The following is a 24,514-nucleotide window of genomic DNA, read 5'->3' on the forward strand; positions in this document are numbered from 1 at the left end:
CGATCGCGACGACTTGGATGAGCGATGCATCGGTACCGGTCCCATAACTGCGGCGAGCTCCGGGCCGCGGACGTCGACACCGACGTCCGCCTCAGCGGCTGGCTGCACAATCGACGTGACCTGGGTGGCATCCTCTTCATCGATCTCCGCGACCACTACGGTCTCGTGCAGCTCGTGGCCCGCCCCGGCACCCCCGCCAACGAGGCCCTCGGCTCCCTGACCAAGGAGACCGTCGTCCGGATCGACGGCAGGGTCAGCGCGCGCGGTGCGGACAACGTCAACCCCGACCTGCCGACCGGCGAGATCGAGATCGAGGTCTCCGAGGTCGAGGTGCTGGGCGCCGCCGAGCAGATCCCCTTCACGATCAACGCCGACGACGGCGTCAACGAGGAGAAGCGCCTCGAGTACCGCTTCCTCGACCTGCGCCGCGAGCGCATGCACCGCAACATCATGCTGCGCACGGCCGTCATCTCGGCCATCCGCCACAAGATGGTGGCCCTCGGCTTCAACGAGATGGCGACGCCGATCCTGTCCGCCACCTCCCCCGAGGGCGCGCGCGACTTCCTGGTCCCCTCGCGCCTGCACGCCGGCAAGTTCTACGCCCTGCCGCAGGCCCCGCAGCAGTTCAAGCAGCTGCTGATGATCGCCGGCTTCGACCGCTACTTCCAGATCGCGCCCTGCTTCCGCGACGAGGACGCCCGCGCCGACCGCTCGCCCGGCGAGTTCTACCAGCTCGACGTCGAGATGAGCTTCGTCGAGCAGGAGGACGTCTTCCAGCCCGTCGAGAAGCTGATGACCGAGCTGTTCACCGAGTTCGGCAACGGCCGCACGGTCACCTCCCCGTTCCCGCGCATCCCCTTCCGCGAGACGATGCTCAAGTACGGCTCCGACAAGCCGGACCTGCGCGCCGAGCTGGAGCTGGTGGATGTCTCCGAGGTCTTCGCGGGCTCCGGCTTCAAGGCCTTCGCGGGCAAGCACGTACGCGCCCTGGCCGTGCCGGACACCGGCGACCAGCCGCGGAAGTTCTTCGACCAGATGGGTGACTTCGCGGTCCAGCAGGGCGCGAAGGGCCTGGCCTGGGTCCGCGTCGGCGAGGACGCCGGCAAGACGGTGCTGAGCGGCCCGATCGCCAAGTTCCTCACCGAGGACGACGTCAAGTCGTTGACCGACGCCCTGGACCTCAAGCCCGGCCACGCCGTCTTCTTCGGCGCGGGTGAGTTCGACGAGGTCTCCAAGATCATGGGCGCGGTCCGCGTCGAGGCCGCCAAGCGCGCCGGCCACTTCGTCGAGGACGAGTTCCGCTTCTGCTGGATCGTCGACTTCCCGATGTTCGAGAAGGACGAGGACACCGGCAAGATCGAGTTCTCCCACAACCCGTTCTCCATGCCGCAGGGCGGCCTGGAGGCGCTGGAGACCAAGGACCCGCTGGACATCCTGGCCTGGCAGTACGACATCGTCTGCAACGGCACCGAGCTGTCCTCCGGCGCGATCCGTAACCACGAGCCCGAGGTCATGTACAAGGCCTTCGAGATCGCCGGCTACGACAAGGAGACGGTGGAGGCCGAGTTCGGCGGCATGCTCCGCGCCTTCAAGTTCGGCGCCCCGCCGCACGGCGGCATCGCCCCCGGCGTCGACCGCATCGTCATGCTGCTGGCCGACGAGCCCAACATCCGCGAGACCATCGCCTTCCCCCTCAATGGCAACGCCCAGGACCTGCTCATGGGCGCGCCGTCGGAGGTCGAGGAGGCGCGGCTGAAGGAGCTGCACCTCAGCATCCGCAAGCAGCCGCTCAAGTAACGCCGGCCGTACGGCGGCTGGGGCCCGGAACCGTTTCGGTTCCGGGCCCCAGCCGTGTCCGCAGCGCATGGCGGCGGACGCCGGACGCGCCCGGGCGGACGCCGGACGCCCCCGGGCCGGCATCCGGCACGGGGGCGTCCTCACCTGCTGCGGACGGCTTACGCCTCGTCGCCGCCGAACCGCTCGCGATACGACTCCAGGTCGTCTTCGGTGATCTTGGCGAACAGGACCGGCGGCACCGTGAACGGCGTCCCGGCCGGCACCGACGCCAGCGCCTTCGCCTCGTCCGGGGAGACCCACACGGCGGTGTCGTTCTCCAGGGCGAACGCGCTCCGCATGGCCTTCGCCGACGACGGGATGAACGGCTCGGAGACGATCGCGTACAGGTGGATCAGATTCATCGCCGTGCGCAGCGTCAGTGCCGCCGCGTCCTTGTCGGTCTTGATCTCCAGCCAGGGGGCCTTCTCCTCGAGGTAGGAGTTGCCCGCGCTCCACAGGGCGCGCAGCGAGGCGGCCGCCTTACGGAACTGCAGGACCTCCATGTGGCCCTCGTACTCCGTCAGCAGGGCGGCGATCTCCTCGCCCAGCTTCTGCTCGGCGGCCCCGGCCTCGGCGCCCGCCGGCACCTCGTCCCCGAAGCGCTTGCGCGAGAAGGACAGCACCCGGTTGACGAAGTTGCCGAGCGTGTCCGCCAGGTCCTTGTTGACCGACGAGGAGAACAGCTCCCAGGTGAAGGACGTGTCGTCCGACTCGGGGGCGTTGGCGATCAGGAAGTAGCGCCAGTAGTCGGCCGGCAGCAGCTCCAGCGCCGCGTCCGTGAAGATGCCGCGCTGCTGCGACGTGGAGAACTTCCCGCCGTAGTAGTTCAGCCAGTTGAAGGCCTTGAGGAAGTCGACCTTCTTCCAGGGCTCGCGGGTGCCGAGCTGTGTCGCCGGGAACATGACGCTGTGGAACGGCACGTTGTCCTTGGCCATGAACTCCGTGTACCGGACGTCATCGGCCTCGTACCACCACGACTTCCAGTCGCGCTCCTCGGGCGCCTGGTCCGCCCACTCCTTGGTCGACCCGATGTACTCGATCGGCGCGTCGAACCAGACGTAGAAGACCTTGCCCTCGGCCGCCAGCTCGGGCCACACATCGGCGGGGACCGGAACGCCCCAGTCCAGGTCACGGGTGATCGCTCGGTCCTGGAGGCCCTCGGTCAGCCACTTACGGGCGATCGAGGACGCCAGCGTCGGCCAGTCCGCGCTGCTGTCGTCGATCCACTTCTCGACCTCGTGCTGGAGCTTCGACTGGAGCAGGAAGAGGTGCTTGGTCTCGCGCACCTCCAGGTCGCCGCTGCCGCTGATCGCCGACCGCGCGTCGATCAGGTCGGTCGGGTCCAGCACCCGGGTGCAGTTCTCGCACTGGTCGCCGCGCGCCTTGTCGTAGCCGCAGTGCGGGCACGTGCCGACGATGTAGCGGTCCGGGAGGAAGCGCTCGTCGGCGTTCGAGTAGACCTGCCGGATGGCGCGTTCCTCGATGAAGCCGTTCTCGTGGAGCTTTCGTGCGAAGCGCTGCGTCAGTTCGACGTTCTCCGGCGACGAACTCCGGCCGAAGTAGTCGAATTCCAGGGCGAAGCCGTCGTAGATCGCCTTCTGCTTGTCGTGCTGCTCCGCACAGAACGCGTCGACCGACTGCCCCGCGGCCTTGGCCGCCAGTTCGGCCGGGGTGCCGTGCTCGTCCGTCGCGCAGATGTAGAGCACGTCGTGCCCGCGCTGCCGCATATAGCGCGCATACACATCGGCCGGGAGCATGGACCCCACCATGTTGCCCAGGTGCTTGATCCCGTTGATATACGGAAGGGCGCTGGTGATGAGGTGTCGAGCCATTGCCGGCTGCTCCCAAGTCGCTACGGTGAGTGATGATTTGCTTTACGGAACGTCAATATCGTACTGGACGGGGGGTGGGGCCCTGCGCGGGCTTTTCCGGGGCGGGGTGCGGCCGCCCTCATGCTTCCGCCGGCCCCTGCGGCGCGCCGGGAGGGTGGGCGCGGCCGTGCGTGGCGGGGCCGGAGGGCGCTGGGGTGACTGGTGCGGGGGGCTCAGCGACGGGCGTCGTCGGACGTGCGCGGGGCGAGGGTCGGGGCGGCGTGCTTCGGGGCCCGGACATTGATCATGAGCCCGGCCACGACGGCGGCCAGCAACATGATCACCGAGCCCACGCCGATGGCCACCGTGAAGCCGTCCACCACCCCGTCCTTCACGATCCCGTTCCGCAGCGCGGGCGTCAGCCCCTGTCCCCCGGTCCGCCGCGCCGCTTCCGCGAGATGGGACGCGATGTACGTCGCGCTCGTCGACGTCGCGATCGTGTTCAGCAGCGCGGTGCCGATCGAACCGCCCACCTGCTGTGCGGTGTTGACGGTCGCCGACGTGACTCCGGAGTCCCGCGGTGCCACCCCGGACGTGGCCGTCGCCATCACCGGCATGAAGATCAGCCCCATTCCGAGGCCGACCAGCAGTTCGGCGGGCAGCACGTGCGAGACGTACGCGGGCCGGGCGGTCAGATACGTCAGCAGATACATCCCCACGGCGGCGAGCAGCGCGCCCGGCACCATCAGCAGGCGGGGTGCGAGGTGGTGCAGCAGCCGGGCCGATATCTGCGTCGAGCCGATGACGATCGCCGCCGTCATCGGCAGGAACGCCATCCCCGTCTTGACCGGCGAATATCCGAGCACGGTCTGCAGGTAATAGGTCAGGAACAGGAACAGTCCGAACAGTGCGATGACCGCCAGCGCCATGGTCGAAAACGCGCCGGCCCGGTTCCGGTCGCGCACGATGTGCAGCGGCAGCAGCGGATAGCGGGCCCTCGTCTGCCACCACGCGAAGAGCGCCAGCAGCACCACGCCGCCCACCAGCAGCCCGATGACCCGCCCGTCACCCCAGCCCCGCGGCTGCGCCTCGCTGCACCCGTAGACGATCGCGACGAGCCCGCCGCACCCCAGCAGCACGCCGGGGACGTCCAGCCGGGCGCCGCCACGATCGGGCCGGTCGTGCAGGAAGATCATCGCGCCGACCAGCGCGATCACGGCCACCGGGACATTCACGTACAGGCACCAGCGCCAGTCCAGGTACTCGGTCAGCAGGCCGCCCGCGATCAGCCCGATGGCCGCGCCGCCGCCGGCGATGGCCCCGTAGATCCCGAACGCCTTGCTCCGCTCCTTCCCGATCGTGAAAGTCGTCGTGAGCAGCGACAACGCCGACGGTGCGAGCAGCGCCCCGAACGCCCCCTGCAGCGCCCGCGCCCCGAACAGCAGCCCCGGCCCCTGCGCCGCCCCGCCCAGCCCGGACGCCACCGCGAACCCGACCAGCCCGATCATGAACGTCCGCTTCCGCCCGACCAGATCCGCGATCCGCCCACCCAGCAGCAGCAACCCGCCGAACGCAAGCGTGTACGCGGTGATCACCCACTGCCGGTTGGCGTCCGAGATCCCCAGATCCCGCTGCGCCGACGGCAGTGCGATGTTCACGATCGTCGCGTCCAGCACCACCATCAGCTGCGCGATGGCGATCACCACCAAGGCCCACCAGCGACGGGGGTCGGGCGGGGCCGCCCAGCTCGGTGTGCGGGCGCCGGGGGGCGTCGCTGGGCCTCCCTCTCGGCTGGCGTCACTCATCGGGCCCGCCTCACTCGGCTGGTACGGCTGCCCCGGTCGCGCACCCACCGATGAGAGCGTCGGGCGAAGCGGGGCATATCACCCCATCAGCCTAGGGAAAGGTGCGGGGGCTCGCCTGCTGTGCGGGGGTCGGGGGTCGGGGGTCGGGGGCCGGGGGCCGGGGGTCGGGGGTCGGGGGCCGGGGGCGTCCGGCGGTTGCTCTCGGGGCGGCGCCGTCGCCTTCCCCGTTTGCCCGGCCGGACGCCTTCCGCGCCTCAGCCGACCGGCTTCCGCACCTCGTCCCGGATCTTCGCGGCCTCGGCGGCGAAGGCCGTGACGTCCAGCGACTCCGGATCGGCGTCGAGATGCGCCGCATCCGTCCGCGCGATGTTGCCCGACGTGCTGTGGTCCGCCCACACACAGAACACCACCGGAATACGGTGCCCAGCCTGCGTCTTCACCACTACTCCGCAGGTCAGCGGCTCCTTGGCGCCGGTCGGGGTGATCTTCGCTTCCGCGACGCCCGGCTCGGCACCGGCGTCCTTCATGCCACGGATCGTGTGGTCGATGGTGGACTGCGGGTCATTGATCGTTCCGTACATCCCGACCAGGACCACCGATTTCATGCCGCCGCTGTACTGCCCGCCCACGGTCTTGACCCGGTCGCCGTTCGCCCCCTGATCCGGCACCTGGGAGTCGGCCTTCTCGCTGATGTCCTGGTCGAGCCTGTACTTCCCGCCGTTCACCGACTGCGGAATGACGACCTTGTCCTTGGGCCCGGCATCCGACGCGTCCGAGCTCCCGCTCCCGCTTCCCCCTCCACTTCCGCCGCCCCCGAAGGCCGCTGTGAAGACTGCCGAACCGACGACCACCACCGCGGCGACGGCGGCGATGATGCCCAGCACCTTGCCGGTGCTGTTCTTGGGCGGGGGCGGCGGCCCCATGGGACCGCCGTAGCCGTACGGGGGCTGCTGGGGCGGGATGCCGTAACCCTGCTGTGTCGAGATGCCGTAACCCTGCTGGGACGGGACGCCGTAACCCTGCTGGGGCGCAGGCCCCGGATACGGCTGCTGGGGCGGGGGGCCGTATCCCGGCGGGGGCGGCGGGGGCGGATAGGCCCCCTGGGGCGCGGGGTGGCCGGGCGCCCCGGGGCCGCCCGGAGAGGGAGAGCCGGGCGGCGGCGCCCCGTAGGGGCCACTGACATCAGACATATCGATTCCTGTGGGTCGGCGCGACAGCGCGGGGTGCGGTGTGTGGTGCGCAGTGTGCTGTGTGTGCGGTGAGGATCAGGCTGCGGAATTCCGCGAAGAATCTCCGCCACCTACCGATGGGCAATCGCCGATTACCACTCATCGGCAGGGAGTTGGCAATTCGAGGCCGGGGGAAGTGGCCGGTGCGGTTCAGTGACCGGCCGCCATCATTCCGGGTACGTCGCCGGGACGGTCCCCGTACCAAGGAATGTTGAGCCATGGGCTGCCCGGATCCGACATGAGTGTCCGGTACACGTCCACCATCTCGGTGAACCAACTCCCGAACCGTTCCTTGTCGAAGTGCAGGCAGCGGCCGAGGATGAACCCCAGCCCGAAGTCGGCCCAGGAGTCGTACGCCGCCCTGCTCAACTCCGCAGTCCGGACGAGCCTTTGTTCCGTCTCCCCCATCTCGCAGAACCGCGCGCCCAATCCCCACCGCGCCATGTTCGAGGCCCGCCCCAAATACCAGGCCCGCACCGACGATACGCACTGGTCCTCCGCCAGAATCCCGTCGGCCCGGAAGCGCGCCTCGTACCGCAGGATCTTTCCGATGATCCCGTCGGCCTTCTTGATGTCCTTGTTGCTCTTCCCCTCCGCCTGCAGTACCTGCTGCGTGGCGGACCGCCAGGTCATGGCATCCACCATCGGGCGCCCGGACGCTCGCGCGACCCCCTGCCGCACCATGAGCACGAACTCCCAATAGGAATTGCTCACCTCAGGACTGAGCAACGCCTCCTGCTGCGCCAGCCAGCCCGCCCGGTCCTCGATCCCCCACCACTCCTTGAGCGATTTCCGCTCGCCCCTGTATCCCGCGCCGTGCCAATTGACCATGTTCCACGGGAACCCGTTGTTGATGCACAGCTGCACACCGCAAGCCAGCCCCTGGGCCACTGGGCCATGTGTCGGCCCCGTACGGATGGCCCGCAGTCGCTTCGTCTGATCCGGCGTCTTCACGCGGTCCATGTGCGTACGCCACAGTTGCGGGTTCGGCGGGAAATACCCCTCGCAGGGCGTCCCCGGATTGACTGCGAGCCACCAGCCTTCCAAGGCCAGCCATTCTCCGAGCTGATGCAGATGCGGGCTGTGGAAGACGACCTCGGCACTCGGCACGGGCAGCATGCCCTCCGTCACGACGGTCAGGCACCACTGCCCGATCGCCGGATTCCACCATTCCGCACCAACGCTTGATTCGCCGTAGCCTGCGTCGACCTCGCGCCGCCCGTCCGCCAAAAAGACATGCGTGCCGGCCAGTACATCAAAATAGGCCGACCAATCCCCACGGGAGCGGGCCTCCAACAGCCCCTGCTCGACGTCCGTGGCCGGTATCCAAGGAGTCCCCACCCCGTTCACCCTGAATTCTCCTCATCTCATCGAATGCCGGGCCCGGTGCATCTGTCACCTGCCCCGCTTGTCGGTCCTGTACTGCTCGCAGCTGCCCGAGTCGTCGGCACCTCCATGCGTTGACCCGTAGCCGGCTGATACGCCGGTGCCGTCCTCGCACGGGGAAAGTCGAGACGCCCTCCGTCCGATGTCGGGTCACGGTGCGGAGATCTTTCCGAACTCCTGTGGGAGCGATCCGGATTCCCGGAGCGCGTCGACGCGGCGGACCATGTGTGGACATCGAAGGTGAGGGAGAAGTGGTCCTCCACCCTCTGGCCCCGACTGTCGAGTCTTCCCTTGAGACGGCTGGGGGCGAGATTTCGGTGCTGCCTCTACGTCAAGAATGCTTGCGATTCAGGAACCACTCGTGGCCGCACAACCTCCCGCCCCCTGCCTTTCGTTCGTTGACACCACCATGACATGCGGCGCGGCAAGCGCGAGTCGAACACGCCATCGGTAAAACCGGCCTCGTTGTTCTTTTTCATTCAATTAATGGCCGGAGTGGGCGGGAAACGCCACCGGCCGCGGCGCGGGCCCGCTAAGGCCCGGCCGCGGCCGGTGAGTTGGTCGTGCGGGGGTGGCTGCCGGTCAGTTGTCCTTGAGGACGCCGGCGGCGCGGGCCTCGGTGAGCCACTCGGGGAACTCGACCATCAGCTGCTGGTAGAGCGCGTCGGCGGAGAGACTGCGGGGGTCGCGGCCGGCGTGGAAGAAGCCGGCGTTGTCGATGACGCGCTTTTCCGGGACGGCCAGGTCGTCGAGCTTGCGCAGGAAGTCGAAGCCCTTGGCGTCCGGGTCGCCGAAGCCGACGAACTGCCAGAAGATGGGGAGTCCGGCCGCCTCGCACAGGGCCTTTTCGGCGGCCGGCTTGGAGGTCGGGGCGCCGTCGGTCTGGAAGATGACGAATGCCGGGGCGGTGCTGCCGGACTTCTTGTAGTGCTCGACCACGGCGTTGATGGCCCAGTGGTAGTTCGTCCGGCCCATGTGGCCGAGACCGGCGTGCAACTCCTCGATGCGGCCCTCGTAGTTGGCCAGGTCGATGTCGGCGGTGCCGTCGATGTCGGTGGAGAAGAAGATGACGGGGACGGTGCCGTCGTCGTCCAGGTTGGCGGAGAGGCCGAGGGCCTGTTCGGCGAGGTTCTGGACCGTGCCGTCCTTGTAGTAGTTGCGCATCGAGCCGGACCGGTCGAGGACCAGATAGACGGCGGCGCGCTGGGTGGCCAGATTGTGCTTGGCCAGGGTGCCGGCGGCGGACTTGTAGAGGCTGACGAGGCCCGGTGCGGTGCTCTCCACCTTGGCGAGGGAGAAGGCGGGTGCCGCTGTCGCTGCGGGGGCCGGCTCCGCGTTGGTCTCCGCCGGGGCCTCCGCCGGGGCCGCTGCCTCGGGCTTCTCGTCCTGTGCCGGGGCCTTCGGCTCGGGGGCGGCTGCCTGCTCGGGGGCGGCTGCCGCCTCCGGCTGCGGTTCCGGGGCCGGCTGCGGCTTGGGCTCGGGCTCGGGCCGGGCTTCGACCTGGGGGTCGGTGGTCGCCTCGGGGGTCGTCGCCGCCTCGGGCACGCCAACGGGCTCGTCAACGGGCTCGGTCTTAGCGTCGGTCGTGACCTCGTCCTCGTCGTCCTTGGCCTCGGCCTTGGGCGTGGCCGCCGCAGTCTCGGGCGTGGCGTCCGTGGCCTCCGACGTGGAGTCCGCGGACTCGGTCGCAGGTGCCGGCTCCGGGGTGGCCTCCGTCGCCGCCTCCGCCTCCGGCGCGGCGGCCGGCTTCGGGGCGGGGTTGTCGAAGGCCTGGCTGACGAGGTCGGAGAGGCTGTCGGGGGTTTCGCCCGCCTCCGCCGTGCCGAGGGTCTCGCTGGTCTCGGCGGTCGCGGCGGTCTCGGCCGAAGCCTTGGCGTCCGCCGCGGGGGCCTCGTCCGTCACGGCCTCATCGGCTGTCGCGGTGGCCTCACCGCTTGCACCGGCCTGGTCACTTCCGGCGCCCTCGGCTGCCGTGGCCTTCTCCGCCTTCTCGGCCTTCGCAGCCTCGGTGGCCTTCGCCGCCTCCGAGGTCTCTCCCCGCACCGCGCCGGCTGCCGTGGCCCCGTCCCGGTCCACCGGGCTGCTCTGGGCGGGGAGCGTGGCCGTGGTCGGGTTCTCGCCAGGTGCCGTCCGGGCGGCGGGGACCTCGGCCTCCGGTGCGGGCGTTGGGGTGGATTCCTCGCGGGCCACCGGGATGGTTGCCGATTCCGGCGCCGTATCGGCGCCGCCCGGTGCCGCGCCGGATTCTTCACGGGCCGCCTTGGAGCGACCGAAAGCGTTGCGCAGCAGACTCCGAATGCCCATCGGCGAACCTCTCTTGCGTGTGGTGAGTGCGGCGAATGTCCGTGAAGCACAGACATGTCCCTGACCAGGACGGATACGTAAGCGTAGCGGCCTGCACCGGCCTCACCGTGGGACCCCGCGCCTTGTGTGGCGGGCGATCCGGGGGTGTGGAGAGGGTTGGCCGGCCATTGATCCTGCGTACGGAAGGGTCGTGACCGCTCGTACCGGACCACGCGGAATCCTATCGGTACGGGATTCATGGGGAGTTCACGTGCGCTTCGGCCACGAGGAGTGGGTATCGCTCGGGTATCGCTGCGGCGATGAACGATTTCACGGGACGCTCAATGGGGGGCGGCGGCGTATTTGTCGGGGATGTCATCGCCGGTGCACTGTCCCGGCGTTCGGTAGCGCGCGGGCCGCAGTGATCACGCGGTGGTCGTGCAGCAGCCGTGCAGCGGTGCAGTCGTGCAGTGGTTACGCGGTGACGCGGTGATCAGAGGTTGCGGCGTGCGCGGAATGTCGTCATTCGATGGTGTGATCCGATTGTGTGGGGCCCGCCGATATTTCGCCGGGGCGGTGGCACGCCAATGTCCGGACGGGCGAATTGGGTTGTCGCAATGACGGCATGCCCGTAGTGCGGTGGAGAGCGGCCCGGTGTCGTGGCCGACGCCGGTTCCCCGCCTGCGGCGGGCGGGCGTGGCCGGTCCCGCATGTCGGTGGTTTACCGATAAATCAGGTCGCTCCGATTTCGCGTCCGGACAACATCAGGTTCGATGCCCGCAGAAATCCATGGATTTGGACGGACGGTAATGCCCTGGGCAGTCGTGACGGATTCTCCTGGGTGGGCGACGACGAGCGAACGCCGGGCGAACGCCGGGGTGGTGTCGGACAGTTCCTGACGTTCCCGATGTTCCTGATGTTCCTGACGGTTCTGGCGGTTCTGGCGTTACGTTCCTGATGCTTCGCTTGGATCTGACGGCTCGGTTGGAACTGACGGTCGCCAGGCCCGGACGGGGAGTGCGGGGTCTGGCGGGGCGATCGAGCGGAAGCGGAAGCGGAAGCGGAACCGGAACCGGAAGCGGAACCGGAACCGGAACCGGGAGCGGGAGCGGGAGCGGGAGCGGAAGCGAGGCGGCGAGGCGGCGAGGCGGCGAGGTGACGTCGAGGAGGTGACGTCGAGGCGGTGACGTCGAGGAGGTGAGGTCGGAGCGACCGTCCGGGGAGGGTGCTGGGGCTACCGTCCGGGGAGGGCACCCGGGCCGTCCGTTTGATGCCGTCCGCACATCACGCCCCGGAAACGGTTCAGCAAGAGGGAGGTAAGAAGTGGGTCGCTCAGGTATCCGATAGGCAGGTGTGCCCGTCTTCTGCGGTGACCATTGTCCCGAGCCGCCCGTTGTGCCTCTAGGCGGCCGGTACGTAGGCAAGAACCCTTTCAAGGGTGACGGGAGATGTGGGCGCATGGGGCTGACCAGTCAGTCGCTCGAATACATGGTGGTCGTGCTGGCCTTGGCCTGCGTGGCCGCCACGGTGTGGCTCTGGCCCCGGCTGTCGCGGAGCGGAGTGCGGTCCGTCCTGGGCAGGCTCGGCGCCATCGCGGTCACCCAGGTGTCGATCGTCTGTGCGCTCGCTCTCGCGGTGAATTCGAGCTTCGAGTTCTACGGCAGCTGGGACGAGCTGCTGGGCAACAACGAGCAGGCCCCGGTGTCGGTGAGCAAGAACGGCGGGCAGTACACCTCGGTCGGCAACATCAAGGGCGGCCTGGTCCAGCCGGCCGGCGCCCAGGGCCTCGACCGGGTGACCGGGCTGCCCAAGGGCCCCGCCGAGAAGGTGGGCAAGGTCGAGTCCGTACGGATCATCGGCCGCCGGACGCGGGCCATCAACCCGGGCTTCGTCTACCTGCCACCGCAGTACTTCCAGCAGCAGTTCCGCCGCCAGCGGTTCCCCGTCATGGTCGTCATCAGCGGCTACCCCGGCGGGATCATGAACCTCGCGCAGCACCTCCAGGTGCCGCAGAACGCGGGTCGACTGATCGCGCAGGGCCGGATGCAGCCGACCATCATCGTGATGGTCCGCCCGACCATCGCACCGCCGCGGGACACCGAGTGCGTGGACGTACCGGGCGGTCCGCAGGCCGAGACGTTCTTCACCAAGGACCTGCCGGATGCGATGAAGTCGGCGTACCGGGTCGGCCGCGACCCCAGTGCCTGGGGCGCGTTCGGCTACTCCTCCGGCGGTACGTGCTCGCTCCAGCTGGCCATGCGCAATCCCCACGTCTACACCTCGGCGGTCTCGCTCTCCGGCGACTACGCGATCAAGGACGACCTCACCACCGGCAGCCTCTTCGGCGCCGGTATCGAAGGTGCGAAGCGGGAGCGGGAGCACGATCTGCTGTGGCGGCTGAAGCACCTGCCCGCGCCGCAGATCTCGGCCCTGGTGGCCAGTAGCCGGAAGGGCGAGCCGGACTACGACGACACGATGAAGTTCATCCACGCGGCGAAGTCGCCGATGTCGGTGGACTCGATCATCCTGCCGCGCGGCAGCCACCAGTTCGCCACCTGGCGGCGCGAGGTGGTGCCGGCCCTGGAGTGGCAGAGCCAGCAACTGACGTTCCCGCAGGACACCGAGGCGGTTCCGCCGCGCAAGCCGGGTGCCGGTCCGGCGCAGGTCCCGGGGAAGGGTGCGGGGCCGTCGAACACCCCCGCCGCGTCGCCAGGTGCGGCCGAGCGCAAGCGCGTGGAGGCGGAGCGGTCGCGGGGCTGATCCACGTAGTCCGATCCGCGCAGTTCGATCCGCGCAGTTCGATCCGCGCAGTGCGGTCCACATGGTCCGATCCACGTAGTGCGATCCGCGCAGTATCAGGGCAGGGGCGCCGGGGTTTCCGGCGCCCCTGCCGCATTCCGGGGTGATGCCGCGCGATGGCGCGGCCGCCGGCAGCGGCGGTGGGCCCCATGAGGGCGGTCGCGGGCCCCACCAGGGCGGTACATGAACCGGGCGGCGGGGGGTAACCGACGTGTCCTCGGGCACACCGCCCGGTCCGCCGACTCGGGAGAGCTCTCATGGTGCGTACGCGACCGGCCGACGAGGAGTGGTCGCCGGATGCGGCGCGCGCTCCGCTGGCCGTCCGGATCCTGCTGCTGATGCTGGCATTCGCCGCGATGGTGGCGTTCGCGGTGGCGCTGGCGCGGATCACACTGACCCCGTCGGCGGCCTCGGTACCGCTGACCCACCCCAATCTCCGTCCCGGTGCGTCGATCCGGGACTACCTCGGCCACGCGAACGTGGCCGACGCGGCCAAGCAGCTCGGCGGCAACGTGGTGCTGGGCGTGCCGTTCGGCGTGCTCTGGCCGGTGCTGGCGCCGCGCGCCCGCGGGCTGGTGCGGGTGGGGGTGGCGACCGCGTTGCTGATGCTGTTGGTGGAGCTGGTGCAGGGGGCGCTGATCACCGGCCGGGCGTTCGACATCGACGACGTGATCCTCAACTGCGCCGGTGCGCTGCTCGGCTATCTGCTGCTGGGGCGCCGGCTCGGCCGGGCGGTCCACCCGCGGCGCCGGCACTGGTGGCATCGGCTGTCCACCGTGCGGCGGGTGACCGGAGTCGACCCACCGGGCGCGAAGAGCAGTTGAGGGTGCGCGGGGCCCGGCGGGTGAGCCGTGGCGGGCTACGGGCGGTACACCATGCCGGGCTCCGGCTTCGCCGGTGACAGCAGCTGGGAGACCGTGACGACGGTGTAGCCGCGCTTCTTCAGCTCCTTGAGGATGCCGGGGACGGCCGGCACGGTGCCCTTGTAGATGTCGTGCAGCAGGATGATGCCGTCGCGCTCGGTCTGCTCCAGCACCCGCTTGGTGATCAGGCTGGAGTCGTTGGTCTGGTAGTCCTTGGCGGTCACGCTCCACAGCACCTGGGCCAGGCCGAGTTCCTTGCTGACCTGCGAGACGTCCTCGTCGGTCCGGCCCTGCGGCGGACGCATCAGCCGGGGCGACTTGCCGGTGATCTTCTTGACCGCGTCCTGGACCCGGGAGAGCTCCCGCTTCGCCTCGGCCGGCTCGATGTCGGTGAGGATCTTGTGCGACCAGGTGTGGTTGGCCAGTTCGTGGCCCTCGGCGTCGATCCGCTTGACCTCGGCGGGGCGCTCGGCGACGTGGTTCTTGCCGAGCATGAAGAAGGTCGCGTGCGCCTTCTCCTTCTTGAGGATGTCCAGCAGGCGGTTGGTGTTCTCGCTGGGGCCGGCGTCGAAGGTGAGGGCCACGCACTTGGCCTTGCGGCAGTCGACGTCGGCCCGCCCGGCGGCGTCACCGCTCTTCGCCCCGTCACCGTTCTTCGCCCCGTCATCGCTCTTCGCCCCGTCACCGTTCTTCGCGTCCGTGGCCGAGGCGGCGTCGTCGCGGGCGTCGGCCGGCGCGGTGACGTCATAGGTGGCGCAGCTGCTGAGGGCCAGGACCAGAGAGGTGGCCGCCAGCAGCCCGGCTATGGACTTGCGACGGGCCGCGGACATCTGCTTCGGCATGCGGGGCTCTTTCGGACGCGGGTGGTGTACGGGCGTCCGCGACCTGTTCCTACGGCTTTGACCTGCGTTTTCGGGCAGGGCGCAGCGCGGCACGGCGGGATGTGTCCCGTCGCGCCGACCAGTGGTCGAACGGACTCCAGGAACTATACATAGTGTGTATTCATGTGGTGTATAGATGAGGTGTGTACGCGAGGTGTCTACACGTGATGTGTACGCGGCGTGCGGAGAGGGGAGAGTGCGGCGGGACCCGTTCGGCGCAGGTGGACGCGACACCCCGCCCGCGCCGCGATGGACTCGTACCGTGACCGCACCGCCGCCGGACGACTGCCTGGCCCGTAACGACTGGATCTGCGGCGAGTACCTGAGCACCCGTCGGCAGATCCTCCTCGACGCGACCGCCCAGCACGTCCAGCTGACGGTGATCTCGGTGGCACTCGGAGTGCTGATCGCGGTCCCGTTGGCACTGCTGGCCCGGCGCCGGCGCTGGACACTCGGGCCGGTGCTCGGCATCACCACGGTGATCTACACGATCCCGTCGCTGGCGATGTTCTCCCTGCTGCTGCCGTTCTACGGGCTGTCCGCGACCCTCGTCGTGGTCGGCCTCGCCCTCTACTCGCTCACCCTGCTCGTACGGAACATCCTGGCCGGGCTGGACGGCGTCCCGGCCGAGGCCAAAGAGGCAGCCCGCGGGATGGGGTACGGGCCGATGCGGCAACTGCTGACCGTGGAACTGCCGCTGGCGCTCCCCGCCGCGATGGCCGGGCTGCGGATCGCCACCGTCTCCGCGGTCGCGCTGACCACCGTCGGGGCGATCGTCGGGTACGGCGGGCTGGGCAACCTCATCTACGCCGGGATGAACTCGTTCTTCAAGGCCCAGGTGCTCACCGCGTCCGTACTGTGCGTGATCATCGCGGTCGTCTTCGACCTGCTGCTGCTCGGCGTGGAACGGCTGCTCACACCCTGGCGGCGGGCCGGGCGCAGGGCGCGCCCGCGCCCCCGCGCGGCGGGCGTCAAACGGCTGCTGACGGCATCCGGACGGCGGACGTGAACACCCTCTCCGCCGTCTGGTCCTGGCTGACCACCGCAGCCAACTGGTCGGGCGAGAACGGCGTCTGGCACCGGCTGGAGCAGCACCTCGTCCTGACCTTCGTCTGCCTGGCCCTCAGCATGCTGATCGCGCTGCCCGTCGCGCTGACGCTCGGCCACCTCGGGCGCGGCGGCGCGCTGGCCGTCAACCTCGCCAACATCGGCCGCGCCATCCCCACGTTCGCCGTCCTGGTACTGCTCCTGCTCACCCCCATCGGACGGTACGGGGAGTGGCCGACCGTCATCGCGCTGGTGCTGTTTGCCATTCCGCCGCTGCTGACCAACGCGTACGTGGGGATGCGCGAGGTCGACCAGAACGTGGTGCGGGCGGCCCGGGGCATGGGGATGACCGGGGCGCAACTGGTCTGGCGGGTCGAGGTGCCCCTGGCGTTTCCGCTGGTCGTGACCGGTATCCGGATCGCCGCCGTGCAGTTGGTGGCCACCGCCACGCTCGCCGCGCTGGTGGGCGGCGGCGGCCTGGGCCGGATCATCACCGCCGGCTTCAACCTCGCCAGCACCCCGCAGGTCGTCGCCGGGGCGGTGATCGTCGCCGTGTTCGCGCTGCTGATGGAGGCGGCGTTCGAACTGGGCCAGCGGTTCGCGCCGGCGTGGATGCGGGGGCGGATCCGGTGAGGGGTGCCGGTACCGGCCCGGCGGGCGCGCGTACCGCCTTGGTCGTCGTCCTGGCGGTCGTCCTGGCGGCCGTCCTTGCCGGCTGCGCCGGCGGCCCCTCCCTGGAGAAGCGCAGCGCGATCACCGCCTCGCCCGGGGACAGCAGCCATCTCTCCATCGGCTCGGCCGGCTTCACCGAGAGTGAGCTGCTCGCCCAGATGTACGCCGCGCTCCTCGGCCACGCCGGGTACCGCGCCGACGTCCTCACCGTCGGCAACCGCGAGTTGTACGAACCGGCCCTGGAGAACGGCCAGATCGACGTCGTCCCGGAGTACGCCGCCACCCTCGCCGACTGGCTCAACGCCAAGGACCACGGGCCCAAGGCCGCCCCGGTCGCCTCCCCCGATCCCGTCGCCACCATGGCCGCACTGCGCAGGCTGACCACCCCCCGTGGCCTGACTGCGCTCCCGCCGGGGCGGGCCGTCGACCAGAACGCCTTCGCGGTGAGCGCCTCGTACGCCGCCAGGCACCACCTCAAGACCCTCAGCGATCTGGGCCGGGCCCGGCTGCCGGTGCGGCTGGCGGCGGGGGACGAATGTGTCCAGCGGCCGTTCTGCGCACCGGGGCTGCGGAAGACGTACGGCATCGACACCACCGCCGTGGACCCGAAGGGCGTCGGCACCACCCCCGCCAAGCAGGCCGTGCAGAACGGTCGGGACCAGATGGTGCTGACCACCAGTACCGACGCCACCCTCGGCCAGTTCGGCCTGGTGCTGCTGGCCGACGACAAGAAGCTGCAGAACGCCGACAACGTGATCCCGCTGGTCAACCGCTCCCGCGCCGGCAGCGCGCGGGTCGCCACCGCACTCAACCGCCTCAACAAGGTCCTCACCACCGCCGACCTGGCCCGGCTCAACGAGCAGGTGGACAGCTGGCGGCGGCTGCCCGCCGACGTGGCACACCACTACCTGGTGTCCAAAAGGCTGTTACCGAAGTAGCCGAGGTAGCCGAGGTGGCCGAGGTAGCCGAAGGGATCGAACGAACCGGAGAAGGAACGGAGAAGGAACGGAGAAGGGGCGGTGGTTCGTTCGCATGCGGCGGGTCGTACGCGGCTGTTTCACGTGAAACAGCCGACCGTGGGCGTTTCACGTGAAACACCGTAGAGCCGCTTCCCCGCTCTCATCCGCGCCCGCTCTCACTTCGCCCGGCCCTTTCGCCCAGGCCCTTCGCCCGGTGACTCCGTCGGCACCGAGTCCACCTCGGCGCGCTCCCGCGGAACGCCCCGCTCGTCCGAGTCGATGGTGCGGCGCAGTGCTTCGTGCAGGGTCGTCGGGGTGAGGACGCCGAGGAAGCGGTGCCCGTCGAGGACCGCGATCCACCCCGCGTCGTGCTTGAGCATCTCGCTGAAGGCCGCCTTGAGGGTGCCGGTGACCGCTACCCAGGCCTCCATGCGCCGGGCGTGGTCGGAGACCCGGCCGGTCGCGCCCGCCAGTTCCTCCGTGCCCACCCAGCCGTGCAACTCGCCGTCCTCATCGAGGACCACCGCCCAGCGGGCGCCCTCGGAGCGCAGCCGGGCGGCGGCCTCCGAGGCGGGTTCGCCGAGGCGGGCGAACGGGGGGCGCTCCAGGTCGTCACGGTCGATGCCGGTGACCGAGAGCTGCTTCAACGCCCGGTCGGTACCGACGAATTCGGCGACATAGGAGGAGGCGGGCGCGCCGAGGACGCTGGCCGGGGTGTCGTACTGCTCGATGCGGCCCGCTCCGTAGACCGCGATGCGGTCGCCGAGCCGGATGGCCTCCTCGATGTCGTGGGTGACCAGGAGCACCGTCTTGTGCATGGTGGCCTGTAGACGCAGGAACTCCTTCTGGAGCCGTTCGCGGACGACCGGGTCGACGGCGCCGAACGGCTCGTCCATGAGCAGGACGGGTGGGTCCGCCGCCAGCGCACGGGCCACGCCGACGCGCTGACGCTGGCCGCCGGAGAGCTGGTCGGGGTAGCGGTCGCCGTAGACGGCGGGGTCCAGGCCGACCATGTCGAGGAGCTCGGCGGCCCGCTCGCGTGCCCTGGCCTTTTTCCAGCCGGTCAGGAAGGGCACGGTCGCGGTGTTGTCGAGGACGGTGCGATGCGGGAAGAGGCCGATCTGTTGGATGACGTAGCCGATGCGGCGGCGGAGCTTGACCGGGTCGACCCCGGAGATGTCCGAGCCCTCGACGTGGATCGTCCCGTGGGTGGGGTCGATGAGCCGGTTGACCATCATCATGGTCGTCGTCTTGCCGCAGCCGGACGGGCCGACGAGGGTGACCAGCTCGCCCTCGCCGACCTCGAAGGAGAGGCCGTCGACGGCGGTGGTGCCGTCCGGGTAGCGCTTGGTGACGGAGTCGAACCGGATCATCTGGCCATTGAATCCCGCCCGCACGCCGGGGTCCCGTCATGCGGGCAATCGGGTCCCGGCGGTGGGAAGTCGGGAGCCGAGGACGGGCGGATGGTCACGGCAGGCGGGCCGGGAACGGCTCACCGGCCGTGTTCCGTCCGTCGGTCCTCGCCCCCACCCGGCTCCGCGGACGCCTGCCGGCCGTCGCCCATTCGGTACCCGTCGCCCGGCACGGTCTCGATCACCGGTGGCTCGCCCAGTTTGGCGCGGAGCGTGCTGAGGGTGACCCGCACGGCGTTGGTGCGGTAGCTGGTGTGTTCCTCCCAGACCTCCTCGATCAGGTCGTCGTCGCTGACCACCGCACCGTCGGCGCGCAGCAGCACCTCCAGGACCGCGAACTCGTTCCGGGACAGCGGCAGCGGACGCCCGTCGCGGACGGCGTGCCGGCGCACGGTGTCGACGCCGACACCGGCCCACTCGATGACCGGCGGTAGGGCGGGGCGCACGCGCCGGCCGAGGGCCAGCACGCGGGCGAGGAGTTCGTCGTGGCTGAAGGGCTTGGTCAGGTAGTCGTCGGCATCGGACGCCGGGGCGTCGGCCCGGTCGTGTGCCGTGTCGGAGACGGTCAGCATCAGCACCCGGGTCAGCAGTCCCTGGCTCACCACACGGCGACAGACCTCGTCACCGGACAGGCCGGGCAGATCGTGGCCCAGGACGAGCACGTCGTACGCCCCCAGCCGCAGCTTTCCCAGAGCCGCGAGGCCGTCGCGGGCGACATCGGCCGCGATCGCGTCCCGACGCAGGCCCACGGCGATCATGTCCGCGAGGAATTCCTCGTCCTCCACCACCAGCACGCGCATGGCGACATATGTACCCGAGGAGCGCCTGCCGCCGGGGCGAACACCCGCGGCCGGCGACCCAAGAATCGGTCAGGGAAAGGGAAGTGTGGGGTGGTGCCGGAGCAGGCCGTGCGCACCGGCGGCCCGTCGGCAACAGGCGTGAAGGCGGAGCGGTGAAGGCGGAGCGGTGAAGGCGGCGGCGCCATCCGTAGCGGCCTCGCGGCCGAACGAGCCGGTGTCACCCCAGAGCCCCGGCGGCCGGAGGACCGTCGAACGGGCGCCGGATCCCCCCGAAACCAAAGGCCATACGAGTTGCTTCGGGAACACCGCCTCTTCTCCTGCCGCATCCGGCCCCACCGGCGTGCTTACGATCCACTCCGGCCTCCGGTCGGAAGGGTGGAAGGGAACGCCACATGAGAGCCGTAGCAGTCAGCGCATTCGGTGAACAGCCACAGCTCGTGGAGCTGCCACAGCCCGAGCCAGGGCCGGGCGAGGTCCTGGTACGGATGGCCGCCGCCGGACTCAACCCGTACGACTGGAAGCTCGCCGACGGCATGTTCGGCCCGGCCGTCCCGGCCGTCTTCCCGCTGGTTATGGGGACGGACGGGGCGGGCGAGGTGCTGGCGGTGGGGACCGGGGTGCGGCGATTCACCGCCGGGGACGCGGTGTTCGGCCAGTTCCAGCGACCGGACCGGGGCGGCGGCTCCTACTGCGAGATCGCGGTCGCCGACGAGCAGGCGATCGCTCCGGCCGCCCGCAGCGTCACCTACGCGACGTCCGCCGCCGTGCCGACGGCCGGGACGACCGCGTACAACCTCGTCGAGGAGACCCGGGTCAGCGAGGGCCGCCGGGTCCTGATCGTCGGCGCCACCGGCGGGGTCGGCACCTTCGCCACCCAGCTGGCGGCCGGCCGCGGCGCCGAGGTACTGGTCACCGCGCGCCCCGCCATGGCCGAGCTGATGCGCAACCTGGGCGCCGCCGAGACCTTCGACCACACCGCCGGCCCGGTCGCGGACCAGGTCCTCGCGGCCCACCCGGACGGCGTCGACGTACTGATCGACATGACCAGCGGTCCCGATGAGTTCGTCGGGCTGACCCGGACCGTACGGGACGGCGGCACAGCCGTCTCGCTCATCGGCTCGGCCGACGCGGACGTGCTGACCGAGCACAACCTCCGCGGCTTCAACTTCGTCAACCGGCCCTCACCCCAGCTCCTCGACATCCTCGCCGGCCAGATCGACGCGGGCCGGCTGACCGTCCTCGTCGGCCGCGAAGTCCCCCTGGAAGAGGCTCCCGACGCCATCGCGGCGAGCCGCACCGGCCGGGCACAGGGCAAGACCGTGATCGCGACCTGAGCCTTCCGGGAACGACGGCCGGACGGCTACGACGCGTCCGGCCGTTCCTCGTCGCGCCAGCGCTCCAGCGTGGGATCCCGGCGTGCGTCGTACGCCCCGGTCCCCCGGCAGTGCCGGCATTCGCCTGCGCGGTGCACGGTCTCGACCGGCCCCCGGAACGGGTCCACGCCGGACGCGTAGGGCAGCGCCCGGGCGGTGTAGCCGGTGCCTTGGCACCACTGACAGGTCATGTCGACAGCCTAGACGCGGCCTTCGCCCGCCCTTGGGCCACCCGCACGGCGCGCACCGCCGGTGGTCCCACGGCGGCCACCGCGGCCGTGAGCAGGGAGACGCCGACGGCGAGCCAGACGCCGTCCCGCAGCGAGCCGGTGAGGGCATCCGCGTAGGCGGATGCGGCGGCGTGCGGAACGAAGGGCGGGAGCCCCTCCAGGGCGCGGGCACGGAGCAGCGCGAGAGCCGCGGCGAGCAGCGCGGCCGTGGCGGCACAGCCCGCCGCCGCGCAGATCAGGGCCCGCCGTCGGCGGCGGGTGAGCAGCAGACCGGCCAGCAGGCAGACCGCGGCGGCGGACGGGAGCACGGGCGCGGCGGTGAGCACGGCCCGGTAGGCGAGGCGGGCGCGGGGCACGTCGGGGGAGCGCAGCAGGACGACCTCGGCGCCCATCCGGGGGATGCGGTGGGCGATGTCGATCCCCAGGCCGTTGCCGGCGAGCTGCTGCCGGACGCGGTCGATGACCGGGGTGAGGTCGAGGGTCACCGGGGCGTCGCCGGAGGCGGTGAGGCTGCCGTCCAGCGCCTGGTGGGCGGTGCGGTGGACACCGGTCCACACCTCGGGGAAGGCGCGGCCGGTGACGACCTGGCGCACCTGCTTGTCGACGAATTCGCGTAGGCCGCGGGTGAAGCGCTTGAGCAGCGCGGCCCGTTCGGCACGGGGGATGGCCTTCAGGAGGCCGTCGAGATGTACGTGGGCCATCACCCCATTGGTGACGTCGTCGACGATGGCGTCCTGGACGGCCCGGTTCGCGGCGAGCGGCGCGACGGTGGCCACGTACCGGTCGGTGTCGGTGAGTTCGCTGCGCGCCCATGTGGTGGCCAGGCTCAGCGGCAGCAGCAGCGTGCCGAGGAGCAGCAGCGCGCACGCTCCCAGCGCGCGGCCCGGCCGCCGCCGGTGCCGTTCGGGCAGCTGTACCGTCTCCGCCACCCGACCGCGGAGGCGTACGGGTGCGCTCGCTGACATCGCGTCCGCTCCTTCCTGACGGGCGGGACCAAGGCCGGATACCCAGGCAAGAACGGCCGGACGGCGGGCGCGAGCCGGGGCGGTGCCAACGAGTGACCGGGTAGGCCTTCCGGGGCGTCGCGGTGGACGAGCGGGAGGACGCCTCGAGGGAGGACCGAGGTGTGCTGTCGCGGCGCCGGGCCCGACGCCGCGACAGCACGCTCAGGCGCCGCCGTGCCGTGGAAAGCACTCCGTGAAGGACACGGCGTGTTGGCTGCGGAGTTCCACCCGCGCCCAGGACCCGTCGGTGAAGCCGAACTCGAAGGTGTCGGCGTCGATGTCGGTACGGTGCCGGACCCAGGCCACCCGGTCGGCGGCGACGCTCCAGCCCGGCTCGGTGCCGCCGAGCTCGCCGCGGCGGCGGCCCCGCTGGACGTAGCTGAGGTGCAGTCGGCGGTCGGTCAGTTGCAGCACCGGCAGCGCGTCCGTGGTCGGGACGCGGGGCCACAGAGCGGTGGCCAGCCCGCCCGCCAGGCTGTCCCAGCCGCCCTTGAGCGGCTTGCCCTTCCGGCGCCGTGCACCGAAGAGGTCCGGAATCGGCTCGAGCAGGGCGTCCAGGATCCGGAAGATGCTCCAGAAGGCCCGTTTGGCGCCTTCCCAGCGGTCGCCCGGGAGACGGTGGCCCGCCAGGACGCGGGGGCGGTTCCAGCGCCACGGCTTCGGCAGCTTGCGGCCGGGCAGGACGACCTCACTCTGCACCAGCCGCTCACCGGCCGGTAGCGCCGTCGCCGCCCGCTCCCGTGCCTCCTTGTACGGCACCCTCCCCAGGGCGACCCGAATACTCATCCGAAGACCTCCCGTACCGGCTTCGACCGCGGCGCGGCCTCCGCCAGACGCTCGTCGAAGCTCTTGGGGTCGGGCCGATCGGCGTACTGCTTCTGCTGCTCGGTCTGCGGGCCGGAGGAGCCCGACTCCTGGTGCTCGACGTCCCAGGTCCGGTCGCCGAGGTGGACGGCTTTGAGGCCGGTGGCGTCGTGGAGCACGCCTTCAGCCGTGTTGGCCGCATGGTGGACCTTCTCGCCGACGTCGACGCCGGTGTGGTGTTCGATCACACTGTTCGCCAGCGGCGCGGCGTCCGCGGCGGCACCCACCATCTTGGCGCCCGCGGCCCGCTTGACGACCTGCTTGACGCCTGTCTTCAGCTTCTTGCGGGCGTTCTTGTTCCGCCACAGCGCCTTGGCCCTGATCCGCGCCCGCCGCAGTTTCTGCAGCGCCCGCATGCGGTCGGCGAGGTCCTTCAGTTTGTCGGCCAGCTTGGCCGTGATGCGGACGGCCTTCATCGCGCGGTGCGCCGCCCCCGCGGCCCCGATGAGCGGCCCGATCGCGGCGCCGACACCCGCCGTCAGGACCGCGACGATGGCGGCCGTCGCGGCGGCGACCAGCAGGGCCTCGACGATCTCGGTGATCAGCTCGATCATCGTGTTCTCGGCCTCGGTGCATGACTCCGCGGCCGTTTCGAGGAGTTCGGCGACCGTGATCATGTCCTCGGCCTCGCCCTTGAGGGCCTTCTCGAACTCGGTCATGGTTCCGCCGAAGGCCTCGGAGGCCGCACCGGTCCACGAGCTCTGCAGCGTCCTGCGTTCGGCCTGCAGATCGTCCACGACGCCCTGCATGTCGCGGGCGGCGGCCCGCCATTCCCGGGCGGTCTCGGCCAGCTTCTCGTTGTCGCCGCTGACCTTTTCGAGGTACTCGTCGAGCCCCAGGTCCTTGATGGCACCACGGATGACGGAGTCGAGGGCCCCGGCCAGCGGGTTGCTCCAGTCGACGTCGAAGCCGATGCGTTCGAGGGCGGCGCTCATGCCGGACCACCGCCGAAGGACTGGACCTGGTCCTCCTCGTTGTTGTCGTAGGCCTCGGCTGTCAGGCGCATGCCGTCGGCGACGGTGTTGAGCGATTCCTTGACGTCATGGAGGTCGTCCACCGCCTCCTCGGACTGCTTGTCGTAGTCCGCCTTGAGGCTGTCGGATTCCGCCAGCATGCCGAACACCCCGCTGGAAAGCCGGAGATGGCCCACCCGGTTGCGGATCTTCTCGACCTGGTCCGCCGCTTGGTCCGCCGCATTCGCATAGCGCCGCAGAGCGGTGCTCTCGACGTCGTACCCCGTGCCCATTCGTCCTCCCCGTG

At 70.4% G+C, this 24,514-nt stretch carries 20 protein-coding genes; 7 read left to right on the forward strand and 13 right to left on the reverse strand.

Translation table 11 applies throughout. The features are described from left to right. Nucleotides 1-24: 24 nt before the first annotated feature. On the forward strand, nucleotides 25-1,797 hold the full coding sequence (gene aspS, locus ACGFML_RS26265; protein ID WP_393547646.1) for an aspartate--tRNA ligase: 1,773 nt from the start codon (nucleotides 25-27) through the stop codon (nucleotides 1,795-1,797). Between the two features lie 158 nt (nucleotides 1,798-1,955). Here aspS and metG read toward each other — a convergent pair whose 3' ends face one another. The 5 genes from metG to ACGFML_RS26290 all read right to left on the reverse strand — a co-directional run bounded on the left by metG (nucleotide 1,956) and on the right by ACGFML_RS26290 (nucleotide 10,371). Further along, entirely contained in the window at nucleotides 1,956-3,668 is a 1,713-nt protein-coding gene (metG, locus tag ACGFML_RS26270) for a methionine--tRNA ligase (RefSeq protein WP_393547648.1), read from the reverse strand. A 212-nt stretch (nucleotides 3,669-3,880) separates the two neighbouring features. Next, the gene (locus tag ACGFML_RS26275; protein WP_393547650.1) at nucleotides 3,881-5,452 is read right to left on the reverse strand and encodes an MFS transporter; all 1,572 of its coding nucleotides are present in this window, start codon (nucleotides 5,450-5,452) and stop codon (nucleotides 3,881-3,883) included. A 254-nt stretch (nucleotides 5,453-5,706) separates the two neighbouring features. Then, on the reverse strand, nucleotides 5,707-6,642 hold the full coding sequence (locus tag ACGFML_RS26280) for a hypothetical protein (protein ID WP_393547651.1): 936 nt from the start codon (nucleotides 6,640-6,642) through the stop codon (nucleotides 5,707-5,709). Nucleotides 6,643-6,831: 189 nt separating this feature from the next. Continuing rightward, nucleotides 6,832-8,031 (reverse strand): DUF1266 domain-containing protein, encoded by a 1,200-nt coding sequence (locus tag ACGFML_RS26285; RefSeq protein ID WP_393547653.1) that lies wholly within the window; start codon nucleotides 8,029-8,031, stop codon nucleotides 6,832-6,834. A 618-nt stretch (nucleotides 8,032-8,649) separates the two neighbouring features. After that, nucleotides 8,650-10,371 carry a VWA domain-containing protein gene (locus ACGFML_RS26290; protein WP_393547655.1) on the reverse strand — a complete coding sequence of 574 codons (1,722 nt, stop codon included), beginning with the start codon at nucleotides 10,369-10,371 and terminating at the stop codon, nucleotides 8,650-8,652. A 1,437-nt stretch (nucleotides 10,372-11,808) separates the two neighbouring features. On the opposite strand from ACGFML_RS26290, the gene ACGFML_RS26295 reads away from it, so the two are divergent. Next, nucleotides 11,809-13,110 carry an alpha/beta hydrolase gene (locus ACGFML_RS26295; RefSeq protein ID WP_393547658.1) on the forward strand — a complete coding sequence of 434 codons (1,302 nt, stop codon included), beginning with the start codon at nucleotides 11,809-11,811 and terminating at the stop codon, nucleotides 13,108-13,110. Nucleotides 13,111-13,406: 296 nt separating this feature from the next. Continuing rightward, nucleotides 13,407-13,973, forward strand: a complete 567-nt coding sequence (locus ACGFML_RS26300; protein WP_393547659.1) for a VanZ family protein — start codon at nucleotides 13,407-13,409, stop codon at nucleotides 13,971-13,973. A gap of 35 nt (nucleotides 13,974-14,008) precedes the next feature. Here the strand turns inward: ACGFML_RS26300 and ACGFML_RS26305 are convergent, their stop codons facing one another. After that, nucleotides 14,009-14,854, reverse strand: coding sequence for a polysaccharide deacetylase family protein (locus tag ACGFML_RS26305; RefSeq protein ID WP_393547661.1), 846 nt, complete (start codon nucleotides 14,852-14,854; stop codon nucleotides 14,009-14,011). Between the two features lie 301 nt (nucleotides 14,855-15,155). On the opposite strand from ACGFML_RS26305, the gene ACGFML_RS26310 reads away from it, so the two are divergent. From ACGFML_RS26310 to ACGFML_RS26320, 3 genes are read left to right on the forward strand one after another with little or no spacing between them, the layout of a single operon-like run. Further along, nucleotides 15,156-15,902, forward strand: a complete 747-nt coding sequence (locus ACGFML_RS26310) for an ABC transporter permease (RefSeq protein WP_393547663.1) — start codon at nucleotides 15,156-15,158, stop codon at nucleotides 15,900-15,902. Continuing rightward, complete coding sequence (locus tag ACGFML_RS26315) at nucleotides 15,899-16,573, forward strand: ABC transporter permease (protein ID WP_393547664.1); 675 nt, start codon at nucleotides 15,899-15,901, stop codon at nucleotides 16,571-16,573. The genes ACGFML_RS26310 and ACGFML_RS26315 overlap by 4 nt, the downstream gene beginning before the upstream one ends. Next, on the forward strand, nucleotides 16,570-17,550 hold the full coding sequence (locus tag ACGFML_RS26320) for an ABC transporter substrate-binding protein (RefSeq protein WP_393547665.1): 981 nt from the start codon (nucleotides 16,570-16,572) through the stop codon (nucleotides 17,548-17,550). The genes ACGFML_RS26315 and ACGFML_RS26320 overlap by 4 nt, the downstream gene beginning before the upstream one ends. A 197-nt stretch (nucleotides 17,551-17,747) precedes the next feature. Here the strand turns inward: ACGFML_RS26320 and ACGFML_RS26325 are convergent, their stop codons facing one another. Further along, nucleotides 17,748-18,944, reverse strand: coding sequence for a betaine/proline/choline family ABC transporter ATP-binding protein (locus tag ACGFML_RS26325; RefSeq protein WP_393547667.1), 1,197 nt, complete (start codon nucleotides 18,942-18,944; stop codon nucleotides 17,748-17,750). A gap of 119 nt (nucleotides 18,945-19,063) precedes the next feature. Then, a complete protein-coding gene (locus tag ACGFML_RS26330) occupies nucleotides 19,064-19,783 on the reverse strand; it encodes a response regulator transcription factor (protein WP_393547669.1) in 720 nt (239 codons plus the stop codon). Between the two features lie 392 nt (nucleotides 19,784-20,175). Here ACGFML_RS26330 and ACGFML_RS26335 point away from each other — a divergent pair, with 392 nt between their 5' ends. Beyond that, nucleotides 20,176-21,117, forward strand: a complete 942-nt coding sequence (locus tag ACGFML_RS26335; RefSeq protein ID WP_393547670.1) for an NADP-dependent oxidoreductase — start codon at nucleotides 20,176-20,178, stop codon at nucleotides 21,115-21,117. 26 nt (nucleotides 21,118-21,143) lie between these two features. Here ACGFML_RS26335 and ACGFML_RS26340 read toward each other — a convergent pair whose 3' ends face one another. The 5 genes from ACGFML_RS26340 to ACGFML_RS26360 form a co-directional block, all read right to left on the reverse strand. Further along, a complete protein-coding gene (locus ACGFML_RS26340) occupies nucleotides 21,144-21,347 on the reverse strand; it encodes a hypothetical protein (RefSeq protein WP_393547672.1) in 204 nt (67 codons plus the stop codon). Then, nucleotides 21,344-22,351: a hypothetical protein gene (locus ACGFML_RS26345; protein WP_393547674.1), complete on the reverse strand. Its 1,008-nt coding sequence runs from the start codon at nucleotides 22,349-22,351 to the stop codon at nucleotides 21,344-21,346. The genes ACGFML_RS26340 and ACGFML_RS26345 overlap by 4 nt, the downstream gene beginning before the upstream one ends. A gap of 201 nt (nucleotides 22,352-22,552) precedes the next feature. Next, the gene (locus ACGFML_RS26350) at nucleotides 22,553-23,176 is read right to left on the reverse strand and encodes a hypothetical protein (protein ID WP_393547676.1); all 624 of its coding nucleotides are present in this window, start codon (nucleotides 23,174-23,176) and stop codon (nucleotides 22,553-22,555) included. Beyond that, a complete protein-coding gene (locus ACGFML_RS26355) occupies nucleotides 23,173-24,189 on the reverse strand; it encodes a WXG100 family type VII secretion target (protein ID WP_393547677.1) in 1,017 nt (338 codons plus the stop codon). The genes ACGFML_RS26350 and ACGFML_RS26355 overlap by 4 nt, the downstream gene beginning before the upstream one ends. Further along, nucleotides 24,186-24,500, reverse strand: a complete 315-nt coding sequence (locus ACGFML_RS26360) for a DUF2563 family protein (protein ID WP_393547679.1) — start codon at nucleotides 24,498-24,500, stop codon at nucleotides 24,186-24,188. Before ACGFML_RS26360 ends, ACGFML_RS26355 begins: the two co-directional genes overlap by 4 nt. Between the last annotated feature and the right edge of the window lie 14 nt (nucleotides 24,501-24,514).

This window comes from Streptomyces sp. NPDC048650 (assembly GCF_043199095.1).
Classification (GTDB): domain Bacteria; phylum Actinomycetota; class Actinomycetes; order Streptomycetales; family Streptomycetaceae; genus Streptomyces.

What these genes read in the sequence shown, in the direction of transcription:
- ACGFML_RS26280 (WP_393547651.1), bottom strand. Translation starts at nt 6,642, where the DNA reads ATGTCTGATGTCAGTGGCCCCTACGGGGCGCCGCCGCCCGGCTCTCCC.
- ACGFML_RS26330 (WP_393547669.1), bottom strand. Translation starts at nt 19,783, where the DNA reads ATGCGCGTGCTGGTGGTGGAGGACGAGGAATTCCTCGCGGACATGATC.
- ACGFML_RS26340 (WP_393547672.1), bottom strand. Translation starts at nt 21,347, where the DNA reads ATGACCTGTCAGTGGTGCCAAGGCACCGGCTACACCGCCCGGGCGCTG.
- ACGFML_RS26275 (WP_393547650.1), bottom strand. Translation starts at nt 5,452, where the DNA reads ATGAGTGACGCCAGCCGAGAGGGAGGCCCAGCGACGCCCCCCGGCGCC.
- ACGFML_RS26360 (WP_393547679.1), bottom strand. Translation starts at nt 24,500, where the DNA reads ATGGGCACGGGGTACGACGTCGAGAGCACCGCTCTGCGGCGCTATGCG.
- ACGFML_RS26335 (WP_393547670.1), top strand. Translation starts at nt 20,176, where the DNA reads ATGAGAGCCGTAGCAGTCAGCGCATTCGGTGAACAGCCACAGCTCGTG.
- ACGFML_RS26325 (WP_393547667.1), bottom strand. Translation starts at nt 18,944, where the DNA reads ATGATCCGGTTCGACTCCGTCACCAAGCGCTACCCGGACGGCACCACC.
- ACGFML_RS26290 (WP_393547655.1), bottom strand. Translation starts at nt 10,371, where the DNA reads ATGGGCATTCGGAGTCTGCTGCGCAACGCTTTCGGTCGCTCCAAGGCG.
- aspS (WP_393547646.1), top strand. Translation starts at nt 25, where the DNA reads ATGCATCGGTACCGGTCCCATAACTGCGGCGAGCTCCGGGCCGCGGAC.
- ACGFML_RS26305 (WP_393547661.1), bottom strand. Translation starts at nt 14,854, where the DNA reads ATGCCGAAGCAGATGTCCGCGGCCCGTCGCAAGTCCATAGCCGGGCTG.
- ACGFML_RS26350 (WP_393547676.1), bottom strand. Translation starts at nt 23,176, where the DNA reads ATGAGTATTCGGGTCGCCCTGGGGAGGGTGCCGTACAAGGAGGCACGG.
- ACGFML_RS26300 (WP_393547659.1), top strand. Translation starts at nt 13,407, where the DNA reads ATGGTGCGTACGCGACCGGCCGACGAGGAGTGGTCGCCGGATGCGGCG.
- metG (WP_393547648.1), bottom strand. Translation starts at nt 3,668, where the DNA reads ATGGCTCGACACCTCATCACCAGCGCCCTTCCGTATATCAACGGGATC.
- ACGFML_RS26295 (WP_393547658.1), top strand. Translation starts at nt 11,809, where the DNA reads ATGGGGCTGACCAGTCAGTCGCTCGAATACATGGTGGTCGTGCTGGCC.
- ACGFML_RS26355 (WP_393547677.1), bottom strand. Translation starts at nt 24,189, where the DNA reads ATGAGCGCCGCCCTCGAACGCATCGGCTTCGACGTCGACTGGAGCAAC.
- ACGFML_RS26345 (WP_393547674.1), bottom strand. Translation starts at nt 22,351, where the DNA reads ATGTCAGCGAGCGCACCCGTACGCCTCCGCGGTCGGGTGGCGGAGACG.